The sequence below is a fragment of the Dokdonia sp. R86516 genome (assembly GCF_044596715.1).
Lineage (GTDB): Bacteria > Bacteroidota > Bacteroidia > Flavobacteriales > Flavobacteriaceae > Dokdonia.
Genome location: NZ_CP138998.1, coordinates 2,135,556 through 2,161,696, shown reverse-complemented (window position 1 = coordinate 2,161,696; position 26,141 = coordinate 2,135,556). Strand labels below are relative to the sequence as shown.

At 36.8% G+C, this 26,141-nt stretch carries 25 protein-coding genes and 1 other RNA gene; 15 read left to right on the top strand and 11 right to left on the bottom strand.

What is annotated here, in order from left to right; translation table 11 throughout:
• The first annotated feature begins 11 nt into the window (after positions 1–11).
• From SJY23_RS09795 to ribB, 11 genes are all read left to right on the top strand, one after another.
• A complete protein-coding gene (locus SJY23_RS09795) occupies positions 12–440 on the top strand; it encodes a hypothetical protein (RefSeq protein ID WP_396596196.1) in 429 nt (142 codons plus the stop codon).
• Between the two features lie 158 nt (positions 441–598).
• Positions 599–1,243, top strand: coding sequence for a peroxiredoxin (locus tag SJY23_RS09790; protein WP_035334048.1), 645 nt, complete (start codon positions 599–601; stop codon positions 1,241–1,243).
• Positions 1,244–1,258: 15 nt separating this feature from the next.
• Positions 1,259–1,573 (top strand): co-chaperone YbbN, encoded by a 315-nt coding sequence (locus SJY23_RS09785; protein ID WP_035325090.1) that lies wholly within the window; start codon positions 1,259–1,261, stop codon positions 1,571–1,573.
• Complete coding sequence (locus SJY23_RS09780) at positions 1,554–1,811, top strand: DUF6952 family protein (RefSeq protein ID WP_021778616.1); 258 nt, start codon at positions 1,554–1,556, stop codon at positions 1,809–1,811. The genes SJY23_RS09785 and SJY23_RS09780 overlap by 20 nt, the downstream gene beginning before the upstream one ends.
• 162 nt (positions 1,812–1,973) lie before the next feature.
• Complete coding sequence (gene tpx / locus SJY23_RS09775; RefSeq protein ID WP_396596195.1) at positions 1,974–2,474, top strand: thiol peroxidase; 501 nt, start codon at positions 1,974–1,976, stop codon at positions 2,472–2,474.
• 75 nt (positions 2,475–2,549) lie between these two features.
• Positions 2,550–2,912, top strand: a complete 363-nt coding sequence (locus SJY23_RS09770) for a diacylglycerol kinase (protein ID WP_396596194.1) — start codon at positions 2,550–2,552, stop codon at positions 2,910–2,912.
• Between the two features lie 257 nt (positions 2,913–3,169).
• Entirely contained in the window at positions 3,170–3,859 is a 690-nt protein-coding gene (locus tag SJY23_RS09765; protein ID WP_396596193.1) for a hypothetical protein, read from the top strand.
• A 182-nt stretch (positions 3,860–4,041) separates the two neighbouring features.
• Complete coding sequence (locus SJY23_RS09760; RefSeq protein ID WP_396596192.1) at positions 4,042–6,489, top strand: DNA translocase FtsK 4TM domain-containing protein; 2,448 nt, start codon at positions 4,042–4,044, stop codon at positions 6,487–6,489.
• A gap of 6 nt (positions 6,490–6,495) precedes the next feature.
• Complete coding sequence (locus tag SJY23_RS09755) at positions 6,496–7,215, top strand: outer membrane lipoprotein carrier protein LolA (RefSeq protein ID WP_396596191.1); 720 nt, start codon at positions 6,496–6,498, stop codon at positions 7,213–7,215.
• Positions 7,216–7,278: 63 nt separating this feature from the next.
• Positions 7,279–8,934, top strand: coding sequence for an LptF/LptG family permease (locus SJY23_RS09750; RefSeq protein ID WP_396596190.1), 1,656 nt, complete (start codon positions 7,279–7,281; stop codon positions 8,932–8,934).
• 66 nt (positions 8,935–9,000) lie between these two features.
• A complete protein-coding gene (ribB, locus tag SJY23_RS09745; RefSeq protein WP_035334054.1) occupies positions 9,001–10,143 on the top strand; it encodes a 3,4-dihydroxy-2-butanone-4-phosphate synthase in 1,143 nt (380 codons plus the stop codon).
• 171 nt (positions 10,144–10,314) lie between these two features.
• Here the strand turns inward: ribB and ffs are convergent.
• Positions 10,315–10,413, bottom strand: an RNA gene (ffs, locus tag SJY23_RS09740) — signal recognition particle sRNA small type.
• Between the two features lie 84 nt (positions 10,414–10,497).
• Here ffs and SJY23_RS09735 point away from each other — a divergent pair.
• From SJY23_RS09735 to SJY23_RS09725, 3 genes are all read left to right on the top strand, one after another.
• Positions 10,498–11,559, top strand: a complete 1,062-nt coding sequence (locus SJY23_RS09735) for a glutaminyl-peptide cyclotransferase (protein ID WP_396596189.1) — start codon at positions 10,498–10,500, stop codon at positions 11,557–11,559.
• A 91-nt stretch (positions 11,560–11,650) separates the two neighbouring features.
• The gene (locus SJY23_RS09730; protein WP_396596188.1) at positions 11,651–12,397 is read left to right on the top strand and encodes a carboxypeptidase-like regulatory domain-containing protein; all 747 of its coding nucleotides are present in this window, start codon (positions 11,651–11,653) and stop codon (positions 12,395–12,397) included.
• Between the two features lie 45 nt (positions 12,398–12,442).
• Complete coding sequence (locus SJY23_RS09725; RefSeq protein ID WP_396596187.1) at positions 12,443–13,999, top strand: hypothetical protein; 1,557 nt, start codon at positions 12,443–12,445, stop codon at positions 13,997–13,999.
• Between the two features lie 4 nt (positions 14,000–14,003).
• Here the strand turns inward: SJY23_RS09725 and SJY23_RS09720 are convergent, their stop codons facing one another.
• The 3 genes from SJY23_RS09720 to smpB all read right to left on the bottom strand — a co-directional run bounded on the left by SJY23_RS09720 (position 14,004) and on the right by smpB (position 17,778).
• On the bottom strand, positions 14,004–16,481 hold the full coding sequence (locus SJY23_RS09720) for a DUF5686 and carboxypeptidase regulatory-like domain-containing protein (RefSeq protein ID WP_396596186.1): 2,478 nt from the start codon (positions 16,479–16,481) through the stop codon (positions 14,004–14,006).
• Positions 16,482–16,503: 22 nt separating this feature from the next.
• Entirely contained in the window at positions 16,504–17,238 is a 735-nt protein-coding gene (locus SJY23_RS09715) for a hypothetical protein (RefSeq protein ID WP_396596185.1), read from the bottom strand.
• Positions 17,239–17,316: 78 nt separating this feature from the next.
• Positions 17,317–17,778 carry an SsrA-binding protein SmpB gene (smpB, locus tag SJY23_RS09710; protein ID WP_035334061.1) on the bottom strand — a complete coding sequence of 154 codons (462 nt, stop codon included), beginning with the start codon at positions 17,776–17,778 and terminating at the stop codon, positions 17,317–17,319.
• 183 nt (positions 17,779–17,961) lie between these two features.
• On the opposite strand from smpB, the gene SJY23_RS09705 reads away from it, so the two are divergent.
• On the top strand, positions 17,962–18,714 hold the full coding sequence (locus SJY23_RS09705; RefSeq protein ID WP_396596184.1) for a DUF6503 family protein: 753 nt from the start codon (positions 17,962–17,964) through the stop codon (positions 18,712–18,714).
• Here the strand turns inward: SJY23_RS09705 and SJY23_RS09700 are convergent.
• The 7 genes from SJY23_RS09700 to SJY23_RS09670 all read right to left on the bottom strand — a co-directional run bounded on the left by SJY23_RS09700 (position 18,711) and on the right by SJY23_RS09670 (position 25,994).
• Entirely contained in the window at positions 18,711–19,256 is a 546-nt protein-coding gene (locus SJY23_RS09700) for a SixA phosphatase family protein (protein WP_396596183.1), read from the bottom strand. The genes SJY23_RS09705 and SJY23_RS09700 overlap by 4 nt on opposite strands.
• A gap of 225 nt (positions 19,257–19,481) precedes the next feature.
• The gene (locus tag SJY23_RS09695) at positions 19,482–19,613 is read right to left on the bottom strand and encodes a hypothetical protein (protein ID WP_396596182.1); all 132 of its coding nucleotides are present in this window, start codon (positions 19,611–19,613) and stop codon (positions 19,482–19,484) included.
• 61 nt (positions 19,614–19,674) lie between these two features.
• The gene (locus SJY23_RS09690) at positions 19,675–21,699 is read right to left on the bottom strand and encodes a DUF349 domain-containing protein (protein WP_396596181.1); all 2,025 of its coding nucleotides are present in this window, start codon (positions 21,697–21,699) and stop codon (positions 19,675–19,677) included.
• A gap of 78 nt (positions 21,700–21,777) precedes the next feature.
• Positions 21,778–22,566, bottom strand: a complete 789-nt coding sequence (locus SJY23_RS09685) for a shikimate dehydrogenase family protein (protein WP_396596180.1) — start codon at positions 22,564–22,566, stop codon at positions 21,778–21,780.
• Positions 22,538–23,560, bottom strand: coding sequence for a DUF368 domain-containing protein (locus tag SJY23_RS09680; protein WP_396596179.1), 1,023 nt, complete (start codon positions 23,558–23,560; stop codon positions 22,538–22,540). The genes SJY23_RS09685 and SJY23_RS09680 overlap by 29 nt, the downstream gene beginning before the upstream one ends.
• Positions 23,550–24,524 carry a DUF368 domain-containing protein gene (locus SJY23_RS09675; protein ID WP_396596178.1) on the bottom strand — a complete coding sequence of 325 codons (975 nt, stop codon included), beginning with the start codon at positions 24,522–24,524 and terminating at the stop codon, positions 23,550–23,552. Before SJY23_RS09675 ends, SJY23_RS09680 begins: the two co-directional genes overlap by 11 nt.
• An 81-nt stretch (positions 24,525–24,605) precedes the next feature.
• Positions 24,606–25,994, bottom strand: coding sequence for a tetratricopeptide repeat protein (locus SJY23_RS09670; RefSeq protein WP_396596177.1), 1,389 nt, complete (start codon positions 25,992–25,994; stop codon positions 24,606–24,608).
• Positions 25,995–26,141: the final 147 nt, after the last annotated feature.

The following is a 26,141-nucleotide window of genomic DNA, read 5'->3' as shown; positions in this document are numbered from 1 at the left end:
TAACATTGTTAGTGGATTTTGGGCTTATTTCTGCAGACTATAAGCATAAGAAATCTATAGAAATTGAAGAGAAAGAAGAAGGTAAACGTAAGCCATTTAAAAAGTTCTTTGGTCAACCTACGTTCATAGTAATCTTTATTTCAATATTTCTTCCCGCAACGATTTCCATAATCTACTTTAGTTATAAAGATCGAGTTTTAAATGTTCGGGATACCGAACATGAAATGGCTCAAATCCTCACTCGTATCCATTCATACGAATCTAAAAACCTGCAAACCCCATCTATAGACACTTTAATTAATGGTAGACCGCTACTTAAAACTTGGAAGACGGACTCTTGGGGAACAGCATATCGTTTAGTAAGAAGCAATGGTTTTTCTGTACATTCGGCAGGTAGAGATAGAAGGTTTGGAACAAGTGATGACCTCGTTTCAAAATAGGTTTTTACGCTTTCGCGAAAGCGTAACCACATCACAATACGCACTTAAAACTTAATCATAAGCAAAACCAATACTACTATAAAATTATCCCATTTTACAGTATAATATGACGTTACTTTTCTAAGTACTTTTGCACTCGAATAAAAAAACCTAAAACAATGACTTTAGTTGGTAAAAAATTCCCAAACCTTGCGGTAGATGCAATGGACGAAATGGGAGATACTTTTAAGATTAACATCTTAGAAAAAGCAAAAGAAGAAGGAAAGAAAATCATTCTTTTCTGGTACCCAAAAGATTTTACATTTGTTTGTCCTACAGAGCTTCACGCTTTTGAAGCTGCAAAACAAGCATTTGCAGATCGTAATACGCTAGTAATAGGAGCTTCATGTGATACTCCAGAAGTACACTTTGCATGGTTAAACACTGCAAAAGATAATGGAGGTATAGAAGGAGTAACATACCCTATTCTTGCAGATACTAACCGTAACCTTGCTAACCAACTTGGAATTCTTGACGTGACAAACGAGCGTTTTGATGAAGAGACTGGAACTGTAATGGTAGATGGTGATAATGTTACTTATAGAGCGACTTACCTTATTGATGAGGAAGGTACTGTTTTTCACGAAGGTGTAAACCATATGCCTTTAGGTCGTAATGTAGCAGAGTTCTTGAGACTTGTAGATGCTTACACACACGTACAAGAAAAAGGAGAAGTTTGCCCTGCAAACTGGGAAGATGGTAAAGAAGCGATGAACGCAAACCGTGATGGTGTAGCTAGCTACCTTGCTGCTCACGCAAACTAAAAAAAAATAGAAGCTATGATTCAAGAATTAGATCAAGATAATCTTAATCAGATTGTTGCCGAAAACGAGACCGTTGTCGTACAATACAGTGCTACATGGTGTGGTAACTGTCGTATTATGAAGCCTAAGTTCAAGAAACTAGCTTCAGAAAATGAAAACGTAAAGTTTGTTATTGTAGATGCAGAGAAGAATCCTGAGTCACGTAAAATGGCTACGGTAGATAACCTTCCTACTTTTGCAACATTTACAAAGGGATCATTTACTAATCAAGTACAGACTAATAAATTTGATGTACTTAAAGACCTTGTAAATGAAGTTACCAGTAATTAAGCACCTCGTAGGTTTTATAGAAGAAAATGACCAAGATTTTCTTATTGAAACAGTAGAGACACTTGAGCACCTTACAGAGGTTCCTTCTCTTAAAGATGAAGAGCTAGACGTTATAGGTGAACTTATCTCAAATATGTATGGAGCGCTAGAAGTGCATAAAGATATGCGTAGCGGTACTGCAAAAAAAGAGGCTCTTAACGGCTTTATGAAACGTGTAATGGGGTCTATAGATAATTAAGATCTCCTACACATCATCTTATTAAAAGTACAACCGCCACTGGCAGTTGTACTTTTTTTTATTCTCAATGTAAGTATACCAGAGCAACTTGATAAACTAATGTTAAGCGAGTGGTAAATGATAGTTTTTGTTTTACTTTTACGAGACAACAAAAAAATTAATATGGCAAATATAACTTTAGGCGGAAACGCTGCAACAACAATAGGAGAACTTCCAAAAGTAGGAACAACAGCTCCAGATTTTTCACTTTCAAAAAATGACATGTCTACTGCAAGTCTTGCAGACTTTAAAGGGAAGCGTGTAGTATTAAATATATTCCCATCGGTAGATACTGGTGTTTGTGCTCAATCTGTACGCACATTTAATGAGAAAATTTCTGGTGCAGAAAACACAGAGGTACTTTGTATTTCTCGTGATTTACCTTTTGCACAGGCTCGTTTTTGTGCTGCTGAAGGTCTAGAAAATGTACATACACTCTCTGACTTTAAATCTGGTAACTTCGGAAAAAACTATGGGGTAACTATTGCAGGAGGAGCCTTTGAAGGTCTTCACTCAAGAGCTGTAGTCGTACTCGATGAAACTGGAAAAGTAATTTATACAGAGCAAGTACCAGAAGTAGGTCAAGAACCTAACTATGAAGGTGCAATGAGCGCTCTTAAATAATATACATACCTTTAATGCTGAGTATATCACAAACTGCTATACTCAGCATTTTTTTAACTATACACCTCCACTCCATTGCCTATTAAATTTATTACTGGAAGACTTAAGGGAATGAAATACTCGCTACAAGGAGGTATACAACTTATACGCTCTGAGGCTAGTATTCAAGTACAGTTTGGCGTTGCCATACTAATTACTATTGCTGGATTATACTATAACATCTCACGCACAGAGTGGATTGCCCAAATATTATGCATAGGCCTTGTAATGACTGCCGAAGGTCTCAATACCGCCATAGAAGGCATTGCAGATTTTATACATCCAGACTTTCATGAGAAGATAGGTCGCATTAAAGATATTGCTGCAGGTGCAGTAGGTATCGCAGCACTAGCGTCTGTGATTGTGGCTGGGATTATCTATGTTCCTCGTATTTTTTAGGCTCAATTTTCTATTACTATATTTCTAGATCTTTTATGGTTTAGCCAACTTTATAAGGTTTTTGTGCAACTAAAAAAGCAGCCTCACTTTATTAAAATCCAACCCATTATCAGAGAATTGTTTTCAAAGGTTAAACTCTATTAATTGCGACTATCAAATGACATTTGCAAGTAAATACTATTAACCTCTAGGAGAGGTAGTTATTGTTATCGATATTTACAACTACCTACATATAAAAACATTAAATTCTGCACTATATGAAAATCATTTTCCTACTATTAATTTTATTTTCATCAAATATTCTAGCACAAAAAAAATATGCCTTTGATCGGATAAGTACATACAGTAGAGAAATAGTAAAACCTGGTGAGCGTAAAAAGGACAAAAATGATAGTATTACAAAGCTGCAGGTAATCTATTTAACCCAAGAAAATGACAATAGCTACTTCGCGCTGCTTACTAAAAAGGACTCCCTTAATTTCACTTTCAAGTTGACAGACCGTAATGGAGTTAAAATTACAATGGACATTTCAAGAATTCAATTTGAACAGCTAGAAACACTCGAAGCTCCTTGTAAAAATATCTCTGAGTACGTGAATCCATATAAATATCAAGTTAAAAATTACGATTTTACAGAAATTAAAGATACTATAATAGAAGGTGTATCATATAGCTCATATAAGCTTACTTCTAATAATTCAAAAAGAGCCAAAAGAAAGAAACTAGGAACTAATCTATATATTATTGATAAAAGTACTACTGAGCACTTACCCTTTCTAACATTTGCAACGGCCTATGAAGAGTGGAAAACTGTACGAAACATTCCAAATGGATTATTTATCGAAAAACACATGTTATTTTATTCTGGAAAAACGTTTATGAAAGAAAAAATAATAAGCACTCATAAAATACAAAAGCAAATAATTATAGCGTCTCCTTGCCTTTAATATGATTACTTTTAAATTTCTATACCTCTTATATTAATGGAGATTATTCATCTACCATTTTCAAGTATCTATAATTTACAGACTATTCATGATTGCCAATAAATACGAATCATAAACCAAGAAAACTTCCGTTTCAATATTGTACTTTTATCTCCCACCAAAAAACAACCTTGAACGCTTCTATGGCAAAAAAGAAATCCACGGCTAAAAAAACAAATACTAAGACTCCTAGAAAATCTATCTCCTTTAAATTGACGCGCCAGCAGCAAATCATTTTAGGATGCTTTTTATTCTTACTCGGTCTTGGCTTGCTGTTCTCTTTTATCTCATACTTATTTACCTGGAAGGTAGATCAAAGTCTTATTGCTACAGGAACGAGAGAAGACGAAGCCTCAAACTGGCTATCACTGGTGGGTGCACGCATAAGCCATTTCTTTATCTATAAAGGTTTTGGTGTTCCTGCGCTCGCACTTTGCATCCTTACTTCGCTCACTGGAGTACATTACATTTTTGATTATGCAAAGACTTCATTAAAAAGATTTTGGTTTTGGGGAATACTGCTTATGCTTTGGCTAGCTGTATTTCTTGGATTCTTCCATAAAAAGAATGATATCCTTGGCGGTACCGTTGGTTACGAAATCAATGACTTCCTACAAGATTATTTAGGTCTAACCGGAGCAATCATTGTGATGGCTTTTCTAGCTATTGTCTACCTAGTTGTACGTTTAAAACTTACACCAGAGCGCATATCTACGTTTATCAATAAACAACGTAGCGACCTCGCTGGTGAGTTTTCAGATGATGAAAAGGATCCTGTTATTGTAGATAACTCCTCTACTTACGAAGCCGAAGAGTTTTTAAAAGGAACTAAGGTTGAGGATGAGACCGCTTTCGCGAAAGCGGAAACCGTAACACCTCCTAAGCCATCTGCTTTTGAACAAAACGTTCAAGATTTGCAACCTACACTCACCAAAAAAGAACCTGAACCTACCAGCACTTTCCAAGTAACCGAAGCTCCAGAAGAAGAAGTTATTGAAGTAGAAGAAGTAGCTGTAGAGGTTGAAAAACCTATTGAAGAGGAAGAACTCACAGATAACTTAAGCTCAAAACTAGTTGCAGATTTTGGCGAATTTGACCCTACGCTAGAACTTGGCAAATTTAAATTCCCTCCTATTGATCTATTAAAAGATTATACAAACGGACAAGGAATCACGATTAATCAAGAAGAGCTTGAAGAAAATAAAAATCGTATTGTTGAGACTCTTAACAATTATAAAATAGGAATCTCAAACATAAAAGCTACCGTAGGTCCTACGGTGACATTATACGAGATTGTACCTGAGGCTGGGGTTCGTATTTCAAAAATTAAAAACTTAGAAGACGATATTGCATTATCACTTAGCGCACTAGGTATACGTATTATTGCTCCTATTCCTGGGCGCGGTACGATAGGTATTGAGGTACCTAACAAGAATCCTCGTATTGTGAGTATGCGCTCTGCAGTGGCTAGTAAGAAATTCCAAGAAGCAGAGATGGAGTTACCGCTTACACTAGGTAAAACCATATCAAATGAAACATTTGTGGTAGACCTTGCCAAGATGCCCCACCTCCTTATGGCAGGTGCTACGGGACAAGGTAAATCTGTTGGTCTTAACGCAATTCTAACTTCGCTACTTTACAAAAAACATCCAGCCGAAGTCAAGTTTGTATTAGTAGATCCTAAGAAAGTGGAGCTTACTTTATTTAATAAAATAGAGCGTCACTACCTAGCAAAACTGCCTGATACAGATGAGGCGATTATCACAGATAATTCTAAGGTGATCAATACGCTTAACTCTATGTGTATAGAGATGGATGCTAGATATGACCTTCTTAAAGATGCAATGTGCCGTAATATTAAAGAGTACAATGCAAAGTTTAAAGCTCGCAAGCTTAATCCAGAAAATGGTCACAAATTCTTACCATACATTGTACTCGTGGTAGACGAGTTTGCAGATCTTATCATGACTTCTGGAAAGGAAGTAGAGACTCCTATTGCAAGGCTTGCACAGCTCGCACGTGCGATAGGTATACACTTAATCATTGCAACACAGCGTCCATCTGTAAATGTGATTACTGGTATTATTAAAGCTAACTTCCCAGCTCGTATTGCCTTTAGAGTAACTTCAAAAATAGATAGCCGCACCATACTTGACACCTCTGGAGCAGACCAGCTTATAGGTCGTGGTGACATGTTGTACACACAAGGTAACGACGTGGTACGTATACAGTGTGCCTTTGTTGACACCCCAGAAGTAGAGCGTATTGTAGAATATATAGGTAATCAAAAAGCATATCCAGACGCTCATTTATTGCCAGAATACGTAGGTGAAGAGAGTGGCACAAGTCTTGATATAGATGCTTCAGATAGGGATGCTCTCTTTCGCGATGCTGCCGAAGTTTTGGTAATAGCTCAGCAAGGAAGTGCTTCTCTATTACAACGTAAACTTAAACTAGGATATAATAGAGCTGGAAGAATCATAGATCAACTAGAAGCTGCAGGTGTGGTAGGTCCTTTTGAAGGAAGTAAAGCACGTCAAGTTCTAGTTCAAGATATGGCTGGACTAGATCAACTCCTAAATAATGAATAAATAAAAATGAAAAAGAAACTTATTTTTTGGCTGGCACCTATCCTTTTTAAAAAAGTATTAGTTCCTGTCGCAGTAAAAGGTTACCGCAAATTTGCAAAACGTGCAATGCCAGTGGTATTGTTGTTATTTATGACCGCTTTCGCGAAAGCGCAAACCGCACAATCACTTCTTAAAGAGGTTGACACTAAGGTAAAGAGCTATGACAACATCGCTATTGATTTTAAATATGCCTTAAGCAATGAAGCCGAAGGTGTAAATCAAGAGACTAAAGGAAATGTAGTTATGGCTGGCAATAACTACAAGCTGTCTCTTATGGGGACAACGCAATTATTTGATGGAAATAACGTTTATACCATTGTTCCTGAAGATGAGGAAATCACCATTAGTGCAATGAGTGATCAAGATGAAAATGCAATCACACCTTCAAAAATGTTATCCTTCTTTAATGAAGGTTATACACAGAAGATGGACATTGTACAGAAAGTAAATGGTAGACAAATACAGTTTGTAAAACTTACACCTATGGATTCTAATAGTGACGTAAAATATACGTTACTTGGTGTAGACGCGCAGACTAAGCATATTCACAAGCTGATTATCACACAAAAAAATGGTACTAAAGTGACGATTACTGTAAATTCATTTAAGCCTAATCAACCGCTTGCCAAAAATGTATTTGTATTTGACAAAACAAAATACGCAGATTATTACATCAATAAATTATAATAGTATAATACTAGTAGCAAGGGCGCAGACTTCTTATTTTTGTTTGCGCCCTCAGCTTTTTACATGAAAATACTAGACCGATATATTCTTTTTACGTTCGTAAGAACCTTTCTGAGCATCTTCACTATTTTGATGTTCATTTTTGTTTTACAAAGTGTCTGGTTATATATACAAGAACTGGCAGGTAGAGATCTTGACTTTGACGTTATTGTCAAGTTTTTACTTTTTGCGATGCCTAGTCTTGTGACGCTCGTACTACCCCTATCTGTACTTCTCACAAGTATCATGACCTTCGGAAACTTTGCCGAAAATTATGAATTTGCGGCGATGAAATCCACGGGTATCTCATTGCAACGCGCGATGAAGAGCGTCATTTTCTTTGTGATTCTTCTTGCGATAGGTTCTTTCTTATTTGCAAATCATATAATCCCTGCCTCTCAAATTGAGTTTAGAAATTTACGCAGAAACATAGGTAAACTTAAACCAGCCATGCTCATACGTAGCGGACAGTTTAATGAGATTACTGAAGATTTTAACATGCGTGTGGCTGAGAAATATGGTGATAGAGATCAATACCTTAAAGACATTGTAATTCATCAAGCCGAAAAAGGAAGACTAGGTAACTATACTGTTATTATCGCTTCTGAAGGTGAACTCATAAGCTCCATAGACTCCCCTACACTTTCCTTAAAACTTACAGACGGTAATTACTATACCGAAGTTCAAAAAAAGGATTATAATGAGCGAAAAAGAGAGCCATTTGCAAAGAGCTATTTTGACACCTACACACTTAATATTGACCTGAGTGAACTAGATGCAGTCGATCTTGACGATAAGGATATCAATAATAGCTACCAGATGATGAATATTGTCTTACTAGACTCTAGCATCACAGAGTTATCAAAGCGATATGTGGACGATAGAACTACCTTTAGTGATAAGTATATACACAAGGCAAACTTGACATCACTAGACTCTCTATACTCTGGAGTTGCTGCCCCAGATAAAGTAGCTAAAGACACGCTTTTAGATAATTATGAAGTAAAAGATCGTGTACGTATACTAGAAATTGCAAAATCCAATTTGAATAATACCGTCGCAGATCTTGAGAATCGAAAGAATAAACTCAAAGTAGATGTAAAGCGTCTCAGTAAATTTGAAATATCCCTGCATGAAAAATACGTGTTAGGGTTTAGCTGTATTTTACTCTTCTTTGTAGGTGCTCCTCTAGGCGCAATCATTCGTAAAGGTGGATTAGGGCTTCCTATCGTTATAGGGGTTGTACTATTCCTCACCTTTCACTTTATAGGGATTTTTGCAAAAAATAGCGCCGAAGATAATTCTATAACTCCATTCGTTGCTAGTTGGCTCAGTACTTTTATCCTTTTACCGCTAGGTATTTATCTAACGTATAGAGCAACTACAGATCAAGGTATTTTTGATGTAGATATCGTTCCTGCTCCTATTAAGAGATTATTTGCCAAAAAGAAAGAAAAAACCATTATCGCTCCTACGGTTGATAAATCATACGTTCTTACCGAAGATGAGAAAGAATTATTAGACTCATTTTCTTCTAATCAACTTAAGGATGTTGTAAAGAATTACAAAAATCTTGGATATGCGAGCAACATGCGTTTAGCCGCCATAGACAGACTTGATCAATTAGGCATTACAATAGAACATCTAAGAGTTCAGGGATATTATCAAGACAGCAAATAACTTTTTGCGCTTAAAATTTACACACAAAACAAAGGTGTTCCCGTATCTTTGTACAAAATATTACCTATGCAAAAGACAGCATCTACAAGCGTCCAGCTACATACTATTGAAGAAGCCATTGAAGATATTAAAAATGGTAAAGTAATCATTGTAGTAGATGATGAGGATCGTGAGAATGAAGGAGATTTTCTAGCTGCTGCAGAAGCAGTAACACCAGAAATGATCAACTTTATGGCCACTCATGGCCGTGGTCTTATATGCACGCCCATTACAGAAGACCGTTGTGAAGAGTTACAACTTAACATGATGGTAACAAGTAATACAGATCCTATGGAGACCGCTTTTACTGTTTCTGTAGATCTTAAGGGCAATGGGGTTACAACTGGAATATCTGCCTCAGATAGATCAAAGACAGTACAAGCACTAATAAACCCAAATACAAAACCTTACGATTTAAGTAGACCAGGACATATCTTCCCGCTTAAAGCGAAAGAAGGAGGTGTACTACGTCGTACGGGACATACAGAGGCTGCGATAGATTTTGCAAGGCTCGCAGGTTTTAAACCTGCAGGAGTTATTGTAGAAATCATGAATGCAGACGGGACGATGGCTAGATTGCCACAACTCCTAGAAGTTGCAAAAACTTTTGACCTTAAGATAGTTTCTATTGAAGACCTCGTTGCTTATCGTATGAATCACGATAGCCTTATTGACAAAAAAGAAGACTTTGAGATCAAGACACGTTTTGGAGATTTTAGACTTCGTGCGTATGAGCAAACTACTAATGACACCGTTCACATAGCACTTACTAAAGGTGGCTGGGAAGATGATGAGCCAGTACTTGTACGTGTAAACTCTACTCAAATTAATAATGACCTTTTAGGCACACTTACAAACAATCCAGACGCAAAACTAGACGACATGTTTCGTGCGGTAAATGAAGCTGGAAAAGGTGCAATTGTCTTTATAAATCAAGAGAATGCAAGTGCAAATCTTCTAGGAAGATTAAGCGAACTAAAAACACTACAAAAAGAAGGAGAGATGAAAGCTCCTAACGTAGTTATGGATTCAAAAGACTTCGGCATAGGAGCGCAAATATTACATGACCTGCGTATATCAAAAGTAAAACTAATGACTAATAGTGAAGGGCTTAAGCGCATAGGTATCGTAGGCTACGGTCTTGAGATTGTAGAGCGTGTAGGCTATTAAGCACTCGTACATTATAAATTAAAAAGCCATCTCATTGTGAGATGGCTTTTTTTTTAGAAAAGTAATTACGCTTTCGCGAAAGCGTAAAAAACAAAATCCCAAATTTCAATACCTTATGAAATTTGGGATTCTTTATATATAGTGTCAAATTGCTTGACTTGTGCGCACAAAAAATGGCAAGCTACCTACATCACACCGCTACGACCATCTACCCTTGCTGCGTTCCCACCCTGGGGGATTCGACAGGAGCTGGTTGTGTAGGACTTGCCGCTGCAAAGATATAGCTTCTTTGAGAAGTCGCAAGGTTTTTTTGCCCGATTTTTTGTTTTAAATTGCCTTAAAATTCAACATCACATGACTGCATACGCTAAGCACCTCATTCTATTACTTTTACCACTTCTCATCATAGGCTGTGGTGATAAAGGATCACTAGATGGAAACTTCACAATCGAGACTAGTGCCATTAAAAATTCTATAAAAAATGGTGGAGAGATTGCTATTTCGCTTAAAGCGAAAAAAAATATAGCTATCGATTCTGTCGTTTATGATCTAGATGGACAGCGCTTAGGTAGTAATAAAGACACTGGTAAATACACCACTACGCTTACTTCGCCAAAATTAGGTGGCAGAACCTTAACCGCAACCATCTCTACTCCAGATGGAACGACAACTGCTACTCAAAAAATAAATATACTGCACACTAAAGCTCCTAAAGTATATGGTTATAAAATCATAAATAGATACCCACACCAAACAGATGCATACACTCAAGGACTAGAATTTGTAGGAGACACACTTTATGAAAGTAATGGAAGCTACGGTGAATCTACACTGCGAAAACTAGACTACAAGACTGGCGCAGTTCTCAAAGAAATAAAGCTAGACGACTCTTATTTTGCAGAAGGTATGACGATTATGGGAGACAATATCTACCAACTCACATGGCAAAAAAATACAGGTTTCATTTACAATAAAGATACTTTTGAAAAAACGGGAACATTTACTTACAATAAAAGTAAAGAAGGCTGGGGACTTACAAATGATGGTACCGTAATTTACAAGTCTGACGGAACGAGTAAAATCTGGACACTAGACCCTTCTAACCTTTCTGAGCAATCATATATAGAACCTACACACAATAATGGTATCATGTCTCAATTAAACGAGCTTGAATTTATTGATGGGAAGATATATGCAAACACTTACCAGCGAGAATCAATAGCCATTATTGATCCAAAAACTGGCGCGTTAGAGGCTCTTATAAACCTGAAAGGACTTAATAAAGAGGTTCAATCTGGTTTAGACCCAGATAATGAAGTACTTAATGGTATCGCCTATAAAGCAAATGAAGGTCGTCTTTTTGTTACTGGAAAGCACTGGAACACCTTATTTGAAATAGAGGTTGTAGAAAAATAGTCTGTTCCCTCATTCACAAAGGCGGTTCACTCATTATTACTATTGGCAAGATGCTTGATTAACTAGATTTACATCAGTTAATCTAATCATTATGAAAAAGCCTATCGCCATTACAATTCCAAAGCCATGTCATGAAGACTGGACTGCAATGACTCCTACAGAGCAAGGAAAACACTGTGCTGTATGTAGTAAAGAGGTCGTTGACTTCACATCGCAAACTACAACACAACTACGGGACCGTATAGTAAGTGGAGATTCGATTTGTGGTCGTTTTAGAAAAGATCAGCTGGATACTCCCATCTATGCAACGCGTGATAAAGGCAGGAGCTTTACTCAAGCGGCAGCGGCACTACTAGTCCCTATGGCAATGCTTTCGGTTGCTGAGACATCTGGACAGACCACAACTGAGACAATAATTATGGGTGATATTGCACCCGTTGAATTACCTATTAATGCGTATGATAGTTTAGGAATTGGTTCGCTTTCGCGAAAGCATAAAACTCCGAAAAAATTAATAACAATAACAGGTAAAGTGACCGACATGACTGGCCCATTACCTGGAGTGAACATAACCGTTCATGGAAATTCAAGAGCTTACCAAACTGATTTTGAAGGAAATTATAGTCTCAAAGTGTATCCTGGAGAAACGATTAAGTATAGCTTCTTAGGTTACGAACCGCGTACAATACTCATAGACTCACAACTTGAAATAAACGTGAATTTTAAGGATGAGGATCAAAACATGCTTTTAGGAGAAGTTATCCTACTTGATTACAAACAAATTAAGAAAGAAGAGAGAAGAGAAAAAAGGCGTCTCAAGAAAGAAAAAGGACACTAAAAACACTACACTTAATGCGTTATATTTGTTACAAACTACAACTACATGCGCAGTATATATCTACTCATCATTCTTGCTGGAATTACAACCTTTAGCTCTTGTCGTAATGATTTTGAAACGACAGCAAGCACGGGGAATCTTGAGTTTTCTAGAGATACTATTTTTCTAGATACTGTTTTTACAAACATAGGTTCTAGCACTTATAACCTTAAAGTATATAATCGCAATGATGAGGATGTTTCAATTCCTAGTGTGCGATTAGGACGTGGTGAGTCGTCAAATTATAGACTTAATGTAGATGGAGTGCCAGGGAGAACTTTTGAGAACGTAGAGATTCTTGCAAATGATAGCATCTTTGTTTTTGTAGAAACCACACTTGATATCAATAACATAGGCGATGGCTCTAATGATTTTTTATATACGGATGTTATAGAGTTTAATAGCACAGGTACAACACAACAAGTGGATCTAGTAACCTTGGTTAAAGATGCTATATTTCTTTTTCCAGAGCGTGATGGGGCTACTGGAATCGTAGAAACTCTTACCGTAAATAATGTAGAAACTTCACTTGAAGGACGCTATCTCATGGATGATGAACTTACATTTACAAATGATAAGCCGTATGTAATTTATGGATATATGACTGTAGGAGATCCTAATGGAATTGATGCTAAAACGCTCAATATAGAAGCTGGCGCACGCATACACTTTCACGCAGATAGCGGCTTACTCATTGCAGACAACGCGTCGTTACAAGTAAATGGATTATTAAGTACAGATACCGAGCTTCTTGAAAATGAAGTCATTTTTGAAAGCGATAGACTAGAACCCGTTTTTTCTAATGTTCCAGGACAGTGGGGAACTATCTTACTTACGGATGGTAGTGTAAACAACAGTATCAATTATGCGACTATTAAAAATGCCACCGTAGGGATTCTCAATGAGTCTAGCGCAAACAACTCAGCGACTCCTAGCCTTACTCTTAGCAACACTCAGATTTACAATGCATCTGCTGTGGGGTTACTCAATAGATTTTCGGCTGTGGAGGCTTCTAATACTGTGATTAACAATTGTGGTCAGTTTGCGATGCTTATACAACTAGGCGGTAGCTACAACTTCACACATAGCACCTTTGCAAATTACTGGACGCAAAGCTTCAGAAATACGCCCGCAGTATTTATAGACAATACGCTTCTCAGTGGTGATACCTTTTTAGTAGGCGAACTTGCTCAAGCAAATTTTACAAATTGCATCATATATGGTAATCAGAATGAGGAGTTAGGCTTTAATAAAGATGATAGCGCTCCGTTTAATTTTAAGTTTACCAATACTCAGATTCGTTTTGATGATGATTTTGGAGATTTTGATGAAAATCCGTTATTTGATTTTTCAAACGTAAGTTTCTATCAAGACATTATAAGAGGTGGAGATCCAGACTTCTTTGAGCCAACAGAAAACATGCTTCAAGTAGGAGAAAACACTGCAAGCAACGGCCTCGGACTTCAAAGTGCTTCAAACCAATTCCCGATAGATATTATAGGCACAAGCCGTACGAGTAATTCAGACTTTGGAGCGTATGAAAGTGTTGTGTTTCCTGAGTAACTTTTTACAAACTCAACCCTATCAAAAACGCACCATCATTACCACCTCTTGCTCCTTGACCATACACGTAGTCAAAACGCAATAACCTATATATACCCCACCCTACATTACCTATTCCTACGTTGAATTCTCTATAAAACGAGTTTTCATTAGTACTTAAAACGTGTGCACCTGCAATAAGATTAAAGTTCAGTTTATTTACGAGCGGGATTTTGCCTAGTATCCATCCCTTAAAATTGTGCTCAATGTGCCCTTCTACATACCCTTGATTTGTACTACGTTCATAGTAAGGTAAAACACCAAATCTATTGAGTCTCGATGGTTCTAGAAGTATCGAGCGATTACCATTAAAATGCTGTCTATCTATAAAACTAACGTCTTTTGCAGTTCCTAAAAAGGTGCCAGCGCGTAAGTCATAAGACATTCTTCCTTTATTACTTATATTAAATTCTTGTTCAACAATAAGGCGGAATTGATCAAAATTATAATCTGAAACGGAAGCTCCGAAGCCCTTTTCATATACCAACGTAAGCGATGGATACTTTTCTGAGGTTACATTAAATTTTCCGTTAGGATAACTGTAGTACTTCTGACCAAAATTTGTCGTAGCACTTAGGAGTAACTTTCCTAAGGAGTGCGCTTTAAAAACTCCATTCTCAGTATCCAATGGATTAAGCGGATTGTTACTTGTATACTCACGATCATCGTTCGGGAAGAATGTTTGATCTGTAGTATTAAAAACAGGATTACGCTGTTCGTAAGCAATAATTCCGTTTAGCTGTAAGCCATTGACTATCTCTTGTCCATAGTAGAGTTGCGCAAATTCCTTTTCGTAGTACTTGGCAAAATTTTCTTCCCTAAGGAGTGAGTATGCTGTATTTAAAATGGGAGATATTGGATTTGCATTATTTACTTGTAAAATATCAACTCCTCCCGTGACGCTTAAAGTAGCTCTATTGGTACGATTGAAACGTCTAGTAAATCCTAATGTATAACGCAAACGATCTTCTGAGAATCCATAGTTCGCTTTCGCGAAAGCGGAAAGAGATTTACTATAATCTTCATCACTCCAACTAGAATAAGTCGCTTGCATGGTTCCATTCCAACCTTGAACGGTATTAAACTGAATATTATTAATAGGTGGCGTGATTCCAAATCGCCATTTATTATAAGTATCTGTATAAGAATATCCAAAAATGGGCGAAGTAATCTTAAATCGATTGCCTCGGTCATCTATAGAATCTAGGTACTTCTTTGATTTTCTTATAACCTGTATGCTATCTTTCTTGATATAATCATTTATTTCAAGTGACGTTAAAGGCACGGGACGACTGCGCTCCCAGAATACACTATCTTTTTTATTTGCCTGGTCTGCAAAGGACAAAATCTCTGCCGAAAAAGAATCCTTCGTAAACTGAGGTGCAAACTCATAATCAGAATAAGCTGCTGTAAATCTACCATCACCTTTAAGTCCTAGAAAGCCAAAGCTAAAATCTATGACTTGTGAGATTTTCACCCACTGGCTAAGAGATTCCTCATATTTGAAATTCTGCTTAAAGTTCAGATTTTCTATAAATGGAAATTGAATCGCATTTCCATCTGTTTGCAAGTCGACCCCATAAAGTTGCCATGAGTCTTCTACAATGTATATGGTTCCAGAAAAAACACGATCATTTTCTCTGCGTGGCGTTACCGTTATTTTATTGATGAGTTGGTTTTTTTCATAAAATGTTCCTTCAAGATTATATTTGTAATAAGAAAATGCATTAGTGGCGATAGGCGAAATTATCTGCGCGTTGAGATCTAAGGTGTTTTCATAAAAAGAAAAATTTGCTTCACTCGCAGTATTAAAGCTAAAGCCGTTATCATCACCACTTACTTTACTTGCTACAATCACCTCGCTAAAATTATCCGGGCGTTGATATTTGATGTTCGATATGGTCTCACTTAAATAAAAAACTCCCGTACGAGTAGAATCTAGTCCGCCTCCCAAATCTCCTACCTCTTGCCCTAAAATTTTATCTGGTGCATCTTTTACCTTCCACAATCCTCTGGAGTAAAAGGAGGCTGTATAAGCCCCTATGTTTTGTAAATTCTTTTCTCGTAAAGATATTGCTCCCTGTATAATGCGATCTGCTGGATTTACACCAGCTTGCACGATTACCTCATCAAGGGATGTAGAAGATTCTTCCATTACAACAGAAACTGTCATTTCTGCAGAATTTACTCTTACTTGTTTTACAACAGTAGCGTACCCAAGAAATTGAAAGGTTACATTTAATGTTTCTCCTTGATCTATTGCCAATAATTCCAGAGCGTATTGCCCATCGCCATTAGTCGTGGTACCACGATTAGTATCTTCTATAAACACATTTACGAAAGGAAGTGCCTCACTTTCTTTGTTTACTACGGTGCCTGTAATCTGGGCAGTGGTTGCAAAAGAAAAAAGCAGTATTATAACTAAGGAAAAATATGTGCGCATTTGATTGTCTTAGAAAGTATAATTATGAATTACTAAAGATAATATACTGAGCACAAAGCCATATACGAATCTGGTCTTCATTATCTTTCTTGAGTATTGATGTTATGTCTGGGTGATCTACTAGCTCGTTAAAAAATCGCTCAACCTCTGTATCATCTATCTCAAAACGATTCTTTATAAAATAGGCATGATATTCATATAGACTTTCATACACGGCGATTTGTTTATCTATCTCCACATAACGTTTGAGCCTTTTAGTACGGCCAGTGATGGCATTAATTATAGGATCTACTTGAAGACTCCCGCCTAATAAACCAAGTAGATGAATAGGCTTAAAGTCTCCAGCTGTGTGTAACCTACGTTCATTTGCAGTTGGAATTTTTTGTTCTCCCTGAACAATTCCTACGCTTTGTACTGAAATATCCGGCTGATCTTTTACAACTACCTCATCTAGCTCATTCCTTTTAACTTCTAGCCTTATAGTAAGCAATGGCTCAAGGGCGAGTTTCTCAGAAATAATAGCATACTTATCTGCTGTAGATATGTGTGATACAAGTAATACGTCACCCACATCTACCTGTATCCAGAATATTCCGTTTTTATCTGTAGTGGTACTCCTTTGCGACTTGAGATTAGTCACGTGAGCAGACTCTAGAACATTATCTTCAAGAGTTACCTGTCCTTGCATAGACATAGGGAACTGTGCAACAACTTGGAAGGTGATAAATAATAAAAGTAGAAGTAATCTTAAACGCATAGAGTGTAGTACTCTATAAAAGACGTTATAAAATTATAAATAGTTGCCTAACAAAATGTTAAACTGACAAAATGAATTTTAATTATTAAAAGACTTCTTGATGCGATCTAAGTTTTTCTTGTTATCGCGATCTTTTATAGTCTCTCGTTTGTCGTATGTTTTCTTTCCTTTGGCAAGTGCAATTTCAAGCTTTGCAAATCCCTTCTCGTTTGTAAATAAACGCAGTGGCACTATAGTAAGACCAGATTTATTAACCTCACGTTCCCATTTTTTGAGTTCGCGTTTATTGAGTAATAATTTACGTTGATTCTTAGGTTGATGATTAAAATAAGTAGCATGGGAGTATTCTTGCACTGTCATATTAATCACAAACATTTCTCCGTGATCATTAAACTCACAAAAACTCTCTGCTATGGAGGCTTTTCCTTCTCGTATTGCTTTAATCTCTGTACCCGCAAGTACGATTCCAGCAACGAGCTTATCGAGTAATTCATACTCAAAGCGCGCCTTTCTATTCTTTATGTTAACCGTATTTGACATGATATCAAAGGTACAAAGTTGAAAAGAAATCTGAACTGAAAATAATCTTGAAATCAAAAAATTCACCTCTTGAGTCCTGTTCTTATTTTTAACAACAAAGAGATTGTATTTTTGCAGCCGTAATGCAAGATGTTGTAAGAAGTAATTATTTATAACGACCATACCATTCACAAAAAAACCTATATGTTTCGATCGCTTTCGGCTATTATCATAGTACTATTTATTACGAGCTGCTCTCAAAAAACACCTACTGCACAAGAGATTGTAGATAAGGCTATAGCAGCTTCTGGAGGTGCTCAAATTGAACATGCTAGTATTCATTTCAAATTTAGAGATTTCTACTACAGAGCCACTCGCAATAAAGGTTTACGCACCTTAGAGCGTTGTACGGATGCCGAATGCCAAGTACAACAAGACGTTATAAAAGATGATGGGGAATTTGTACGCTTTCGCGAAAGCGCACCTATCCCAGTAGCAGATAGCATGAAAAATCGTTATGCAAATAGTGTAAACTCTGTTCATTATTTCTCTGTGCTTCCATACGGATTAAATGATCCAGCTGTAAGAAAAAAACTAGTGGATGAAGTCACTGTGAAAGGGGAATCTTACTACCGCATTATGGTCACATTTGCACAAGAAGGTGGTGGTGATGATTTTCAAGATGAATACATGTACTGGATTAACAAAGAAAATTACCATGTAAATTACCTCGCTTATAATTATCAAACTTCTGACGGTGGCACGCGTTTTAGAGAAGCTTACAATGAACGTATTATAGAAGGAATACGCTTTGTAGATTATCGCAATTACAAACCAGAAGAGCAATTTCCTGCGCTTACCACGCTTGATAATCTCTTTGAAAACAACAAACTCAATCTTTTAAGTAAGATTGAGCTTGAGAATATCACTGTAACTATCTGTCCTGATAACTGCTAGTCTACAACAACTGCATTATACTTTTTATCAATCACCTCTCCCGTTTCATCATTAACAACTAGTTGTACATGATAGAGGTGAAAGTATTCAGACTCATCAATATCTTTAAAAGATTTGTCACCTAACGCAGCATTTGCAAAATTAGGAGTGGTATTACTATGCCCTACTACTACAATGTTTTTACCTGCAGTATCAAGTCTAAAATCTTCCGAAAATAAATCTTCCGGATTGTATGTTTGTATCGCAACTTCATTATCTATTGCTGTAGGTTGTGCAGTGCGCATGGTGCGTTTATAATCTGTCGAATAAACAGCATCAATATCTTTACCTGAAAAATAAGCTTTCCATCGCTCTGCTCTTTCTTCTCCTTGAGTTGTTAAGTCTGGATTACGATCACTAGCATCTGTTAAAACTTTTTCTGCGTGACGTATAAAGTAATAATTGGTGGTAATCGTGTTAGCAGGTGATTCCTTCTTTTTCTGACCATCACAGCTTATGGTTGTTGCAGTAACAACAAAGAGAAATAATAGAATGCGCATCATAATAATTTATTTTAAACTCAAAGATACATTTTTGTAAGGTCTCTTATAACCAACCGACATATATAGTGTCTTTCTACTTAGTTTAAGTAGCATAGATAAAATCTGCTATGAAAAAGCAAAATCCGCTTCCATAATTGGGAGCGGATTTTGTGGTTTATAGGTATTGCAAGACGTTGAGTTATGCGCAAAAAAAAACACAACCTAAGTTGTGTTTTTTTATTATTTCTACATAGAGAAATATTGTACTAGCGTGTAGGAAGCAATTAAAAATGAGGAGAATATTACATATACTCCTAAAATTAAGTTTCTTCCTTGTCTCGGATTTTGTGACGATGTTCTTTGTACTTGAGTTTTCATAATGTCGATTTTAATGATTGATTGATACTATAAAGACGACACTATACTCAAAATGTTACAGTTATGACTCTGATGTATCCTCAGTTTCTTCTGTATCGGTCGTTTCTTCCTCCTCTACTTTCTGACTTTCTGTGATTGCTTCTCTCAGTTTACGCAACTTAGATTTCCATAGGTTTAAATCTTCCTTATGACGTGCAATGTTCTTATGAACTTCTGCTACCATAGGGTTATCATCTGCTACATGCTGGAAGAAGCCTAGATTATTTTCTAGTTGGTTAATCTCTGCTTTTACCTCATCTATCTTCTTACGAATAAAGAAACGTTCTCTTTCAATAGCTCTTTCATCATCACTATCAACCATAATACTCATACGGTTCTCGTACTTGATAAGCTCTGCTTCTTTTTTATCTATATCAAGTTGCTTGAAAAGACCATCAAGTACTTTATTAAAGTCCTGATCGATATTTTTCTTAGCATAAGGAACACGGCCTATAGCTTTCCAGTCTTCTATAAAAGCCTTGATTGCTGTGAGATCTGCATCGCGCTCACCAGTCATCTTAGCTTCTTTTACAGTTTTCATTAAAGCTTGCTTCTTCTCTAGATTTTCTTGCTCCCCTGCATTTGCTTGCTTTTTAGAATCTTTCATGCGATCAAAGAAGTGATTACACGCATCTTTAAACTCCTTCCAGATTTTATCGCTATCCTTACGAGGTACGTGACCTACTTTTTTCCAGTCTGCTTGTATGCGTTTCATCACATCTAGCGTTCCTGGAATATCATCACTGTCCTTATGCTCTTGTGCTATTTTTACAAGGGCCTGCTTTTTTGCAAGATTATCGTATTGTTCTTTCTTTTGAGATTTATAAAAATCATTCTTCTTGTGGTTAAATAATTTTGTAGCCTCTTTAAAAGAAGCCCATGTCTCTTCGTTATTTTCTTTAGGTACTTTACCAGCCTTAAAGAACTCATCACGTAAAGCTTCTACTTTCTTGATTTTTGCTTGTACTGTTTTGTGAGCCTTAATATCGTCTTGAGCTACCTCTTTTATCTGGGCGATAATCTCATTTTTCTGTTCAAGATTTTTTACCCACAAAGCTTCTACTTCCTTCTGCTTCTCATCGCGTGCATCATGTATTTTCTTTGTAGCTGCACTAAACTTGTCCCAGATTTCATCACTATATTCACGTGCTACAGGACCTATTTCCTCTTTCCACATGCGGTGAAGCAATTGTAATTCCTTAAAAGCTTTATTAATATTAGGCTCTGCTCCTAGCTCCTCTGCTCTTTCTATAAGAAGTAACTTCTTATCAAGATTTTCTTTGAAGTGCTTATCGCGAAAATCACGATTTAAGTGCAGTAACTCATAAAATGCATCAATATGGAAGTAATAATCATTCCACACCAGATTGTAACGGTCTCTTGGGATGTTACCTGCATTGTTCCAGCGTTCTTGAATATCCTTAAATTTATTGAAGGTAGTGTTTACACTTTCTGCTCCTCCTAGTTCATCTCGTAACGCTTTTACTTCTTCTATTAAAGCTTGACGCTCTCTAAGGTTTGCGTTTTGATCCTTGCGCTTACGCTCATAAAATTCTTGACGTTTATTACGGTATTCGTAATACACTTCATTGAACGCTTTTTTAAGCGGAGAGAAGAATCTAAAATCAATAATATTTCCACCCTCGGCAAGAAATGCTTGTTTAGCCTCCTCTTGCTCTGCGTCAAACTGAGCATTGATTAAGGTGTTAATTTCTTCTACGTGATCTTTTATATCTGTAACTCTTTCATTTTTAATAAGCAATTGCAACTCTGCAATTAACTCCTCTTTTGAAAGAACGGTATAATCTTTTTTTGGCACTTCCTTTTTTTCGACAGGAGCTTCTTTAGTACCCTCTGTTGTTTCTGTAGCCGTGGCATCTGTTGTGGTAGCAGTGGCTTCACTTACTTCCTCTTTAGATAATTCAGTATCATTTGCCTCGGCAGCGAGCGCTTCTATTTCTGCATTCATCGTGCGATCTGCGGCAGGAGCCGTTTCTTCTAGATGCTCTTCAATACTTGGATCTTGGGGTTTCTTCTCTTCAGACATTTCTTTCAATGTTAGGGTTCTATTTGAATATAGGTAAATATACTATTTAGTGCGCACATATGGGCAATATGCAGCTTTCTAGCTGTTCCATATTGACCATGAGGCTTCTGCTTGCAATTCTAGCATGCGCAAACCATTAATTATTGTCGCTCCTTGCTCTCTTGCATATCTTAAAAAAGCAGACTCTGCTGGGTTATAAATCAAGTCAAACGCCACGTGAGTTTCATTTAAATACAGATATGGAATATCTGGAGACTCCTCTACATCTGGATACGTCCCTAGCGGAGTGGTATTCACTATAAATGTCTGACTCTCGATAAGTTCTCTATCTAAATCTTCGTAAGTTATTGTTGATTCTTTACGCTTTCGCGAAACAAAAACACATTGCACACCAAGCTGTTTCATTGCATAGTGTACCGCCTTTGATGCACCACCAGTTCCTAGAATAAGGCATTTTAAGTCTCTACTTACATAATCTGCAGTGCCAAATCCTACAAAAAGAGAATCTACGAAATGTTCTAATAATGTATCTCTAAAACCGATAAAGTCAGTATTGTATCCTGTTAAGCTTCCATCGCTTTCAACTTTTATGGTATTTACAGCGCCAATGGCTTCGGCATCTGTATTTAGATTATCTACTAGTGGTATTACATCTTGTTTGTATGGGATGGTTACATTATATCCTTTCGCGTAAGCGGGAGAAAAAAGATCTTTTAAGGCCTCTTTTTCTGGGACATCAAAATTCACATATGTTGCAGCTATCTCGAGCTTCTCAAATTTGTTTTTAAAATACCCTCTAGAAAATGAGTATCCTATATCTTTTCCTATGAGTCCGTATTTATCCACGAGCTTTTGTTCTTGTTCCATATTTACCTAATGCCACGACCATAAAAATACCCGTAAGGATAAAAAATACCGCGAGCACATTTTCCATATTAATTTCTGTAGGCAAGTAACGATCATAGTTATCTAGTATGGGACTGCCGTTTCTATCTATCGCTATCTCCCCTAAAGAATCCCTTTTAAAAACTTCTAACTTCCAAGGCCACACAACGCCAAGCGAGCCTATAATAAAGCCCAAAATCGCAGCATTAGTCGCCCATCTAAACTTTTTGAGTAAATAACTTAAAAAATGAGATAATGTCACAAGACCTGTAAGTGAACCAAGCGAAAAAACGATAAGAACGGTAAGTAAACGCATATGCTCAGGATCATCTACAAAGCTAAAATCACCTCCGAAAACACTCGTCATTGTGACAAACAGTGCATTTACAGCATCTACAAGAAGTAGTACATAATTACCTAGAAGTATAAGAATAAATGAACCTGAGAGTCCCGGCAAGGTCATCCCAGAAACACCTATAATACCACATAGGAATACAAAAATGAGGTTGTCATTTTCTTGAGCTGGTTCCATAAGACTTATAGCCACACCAAATATAATCCCAGATATGAGCATCACAATATTGCGCCTCGTCCACTCTTCAAAATCCTTTGCTATATAATAAATAGAACCTATAATCATCCCAAAAAAAGCACTCCAAACGAGTAAAGGATAATTGCGAATAGCGATATCTAGCAGTAGTGAAACGCTGAAATAACTAATAAGCATACCTAGAATAAGTAGCCCTAGAAATTTGCCATTTATATATCTCCAGAAACTTTTGAGACGACCTCCAAAAAGCAACTTTAAAGCTTTACCGTTAACTTTTTGAAGCGAGTAAATAAACTCTTCATAAAAACCTGCTACATATGCGACTACTCCTCCAGAAACTCCAGGCACCTTATTTGCAGCACCCATTGCTAGCCCTTTGAGTACTAGCCAGACTTTATCAGAAAGTGATCTAGTCTCAGTCTGCATAAACTGTTTTTTTAACCGCAGCTCTTTCTAATAGTAAAATAAGTGCAAATCCAATTACGGCAAATACCACCGCATACAACACCTGAGGATCACCATCAAAAGAAGATGGTAAAATACTCTCAGCCTCTACAGGAACTTCCTCTCCGTGTCTATCTATTCTAGTAGACAACACTTCTTTCCATGGCCAAATTTTATTGAGCGAACCAATCATAAAACCAGTAAGCACGGCTAATGTGATTTGCTTTTTATGTTCAAACATCCATTTAAGAACTTTTGAAAACAATTTGAGTCCAACAACACATCCTGTTCCAAAAAGTATAATCTTGAATATCGCAGTACGGAGTAGTGCCCAATCTCTAGCTAGCAAAGCATCTTGAGCATCTGTAATTGTACCTAGTACCATACCGTATGACCCTAAGAGTACTAGAATAAATGAACCAGAAACACCGGGAAGTATCATTGCTATAATAGCTATACAGCCAGAAAGAAAATAAAACCACCACACATTAGGCGCCTCTGAAGGTGCTGCAATGGTTATAAAATAGGCTACGGCTACGCCAAGTAACATGGCTATAATTACTGTAGGATTCCACTTAGTGATTTGTTTTCCTATGTATAAAATACTCGCGAGTACTAAGCCAAAAAAGAAGGACCATACCATTATAGGGTACACTTCTAACAAGTATTTAAAAACGCGTGCAAGAGATAATATACTTATGGCAACTCCAAGAAAAAGACTTCCTAAGAATTTGAGGTTGTATTGTTGTATAGCTGCTTTTACACCCTCTTTTTTCCATACTTTAAGCACACCAAAATCTAACTTATCAATTGTTTCAATAAGTTCTTGATAGATTCCAGATATAAAGGCGATAGTTCCTCCAGATACTCCCGGAACAACATCTGCTGCTCCCATGGCCATACCTTTTAAAATGACAAGTAGATAGGAAGCTGATGGTTTAGGCATAGGTATTTATTTTTTCGCGTCAAGCTAAAATACTAGCTTTCATAATAAGCACCTACATTTCTACAAGATTTTAGAATAGTATTAACCTAAGTATTGCTTTACTAGTTCGAGTACTTCCTTTTTACTCGCCGCATATGGGAATAATTCTCCTAGAATAATAGAGAATTCTGGCTCGATTTTCAATCCATTTATGAGGAAATAACGTCCCTGAACATCATTACCGTTACTATAGTTAAGACCAGCAAGTCTAAAGGCAATTTCTGCGCTTTCTGGATAAAACTCCATTGCTTGAGTAAGGTTTGTAATAGACGCATTGGGCTCACCTAGCTGCACGAGAATGTCGCTTCTATATAACCAGGTTTCAAGCTCATAGTTTCCTAATTCTAGGGTACGACGGTAACCCTCCTCTGCCGCTTCAAGAAATTTAAGTTTATGATTTATAGTAGCATATCGTTTCCAATAGAGGACATTATCACTATCAATATTTATTGCTTTATTTATATAAAATAGGGCTTTTTGATAATCTAACCTTTGCTGATAAAAATCTGTGATTGCCATCCAGCCATTATCTAACAATGGATCTTCATGCACACAACGTTCAAAATGCTTAATAGCAAGCTCATCGCTTCCTAGCTTATCATAGCATTTACCCATACGTAATAATGCAAATGATGTAGGATCTTCCAGCTCTAAGGTAATTTGATAATTTTCAAGCGCTTCATTGTATCTCCCTAGCTTTTCTAGCACTTTTGCCTTTTCAAGATAAGCCCCTACAAACCTATCATCACTTATAATTGCAAACTCATAAGATGATAGTGCCTTCTCATAGTTTTTAAGTCCAAAGTATTGTTTCCCTATTTGATGCCAAGCAACTTCACAATACGGATTATTATCTAAAAACATATTTAGATAGTCTATCGCTCCGTCGTGCTCTTCTAAGAAATCAAAACAGTAAATTACATTATACAGCGCGCTATAATCTTGGTCATCTACCTCTAGGCATTTCATGAAGTTAAGCTTTGCATTTTGAAAATCTTCTAGAAATAGGTACTCCATTCCTATGAGAGAATACACATCTGCCGGGTCATCAGTTAGGTCTACAGCTTGCTCAAGCAAATGGATTGCCTTCTCGTGATCATCCTGCTTACTATATATATTTGCTTTTTGAATATAAACTTCTTCGTTATGAGGATCTAACGAGTGTAGCTCCGTGAGAATAGCATCTGCTTTGTCAAATTTATTTTCAAAAATAAATAGTTCGGCTTTAAAGAGTCTTAAATTTGAAGACGTGGGATGCTGGTCTAGACCTAGCTTTACAGCTTTTCGCGCAAGCGCAATCTTACCACTTTCAATGTAATGATTTGCAATATTCTCAAATTCCTCAGCATCAAAGAAAACTACATCATTAGTCTTAAGCATAGACTCAAAGCGCATAAGCGATATACTATTTCCTTCTTGTCCAAAATCCATAAACGACATTTTTGAATTACCATTTAGATAAATGTAATAATACTTATGAGTACTGTTATAAAACTAAAACTTAGTTGTCAACATATTAATGAACAGCCAAAAATCGAGCCAAGTTGAATCAATAACAAAATATTGTCACCATGCTTA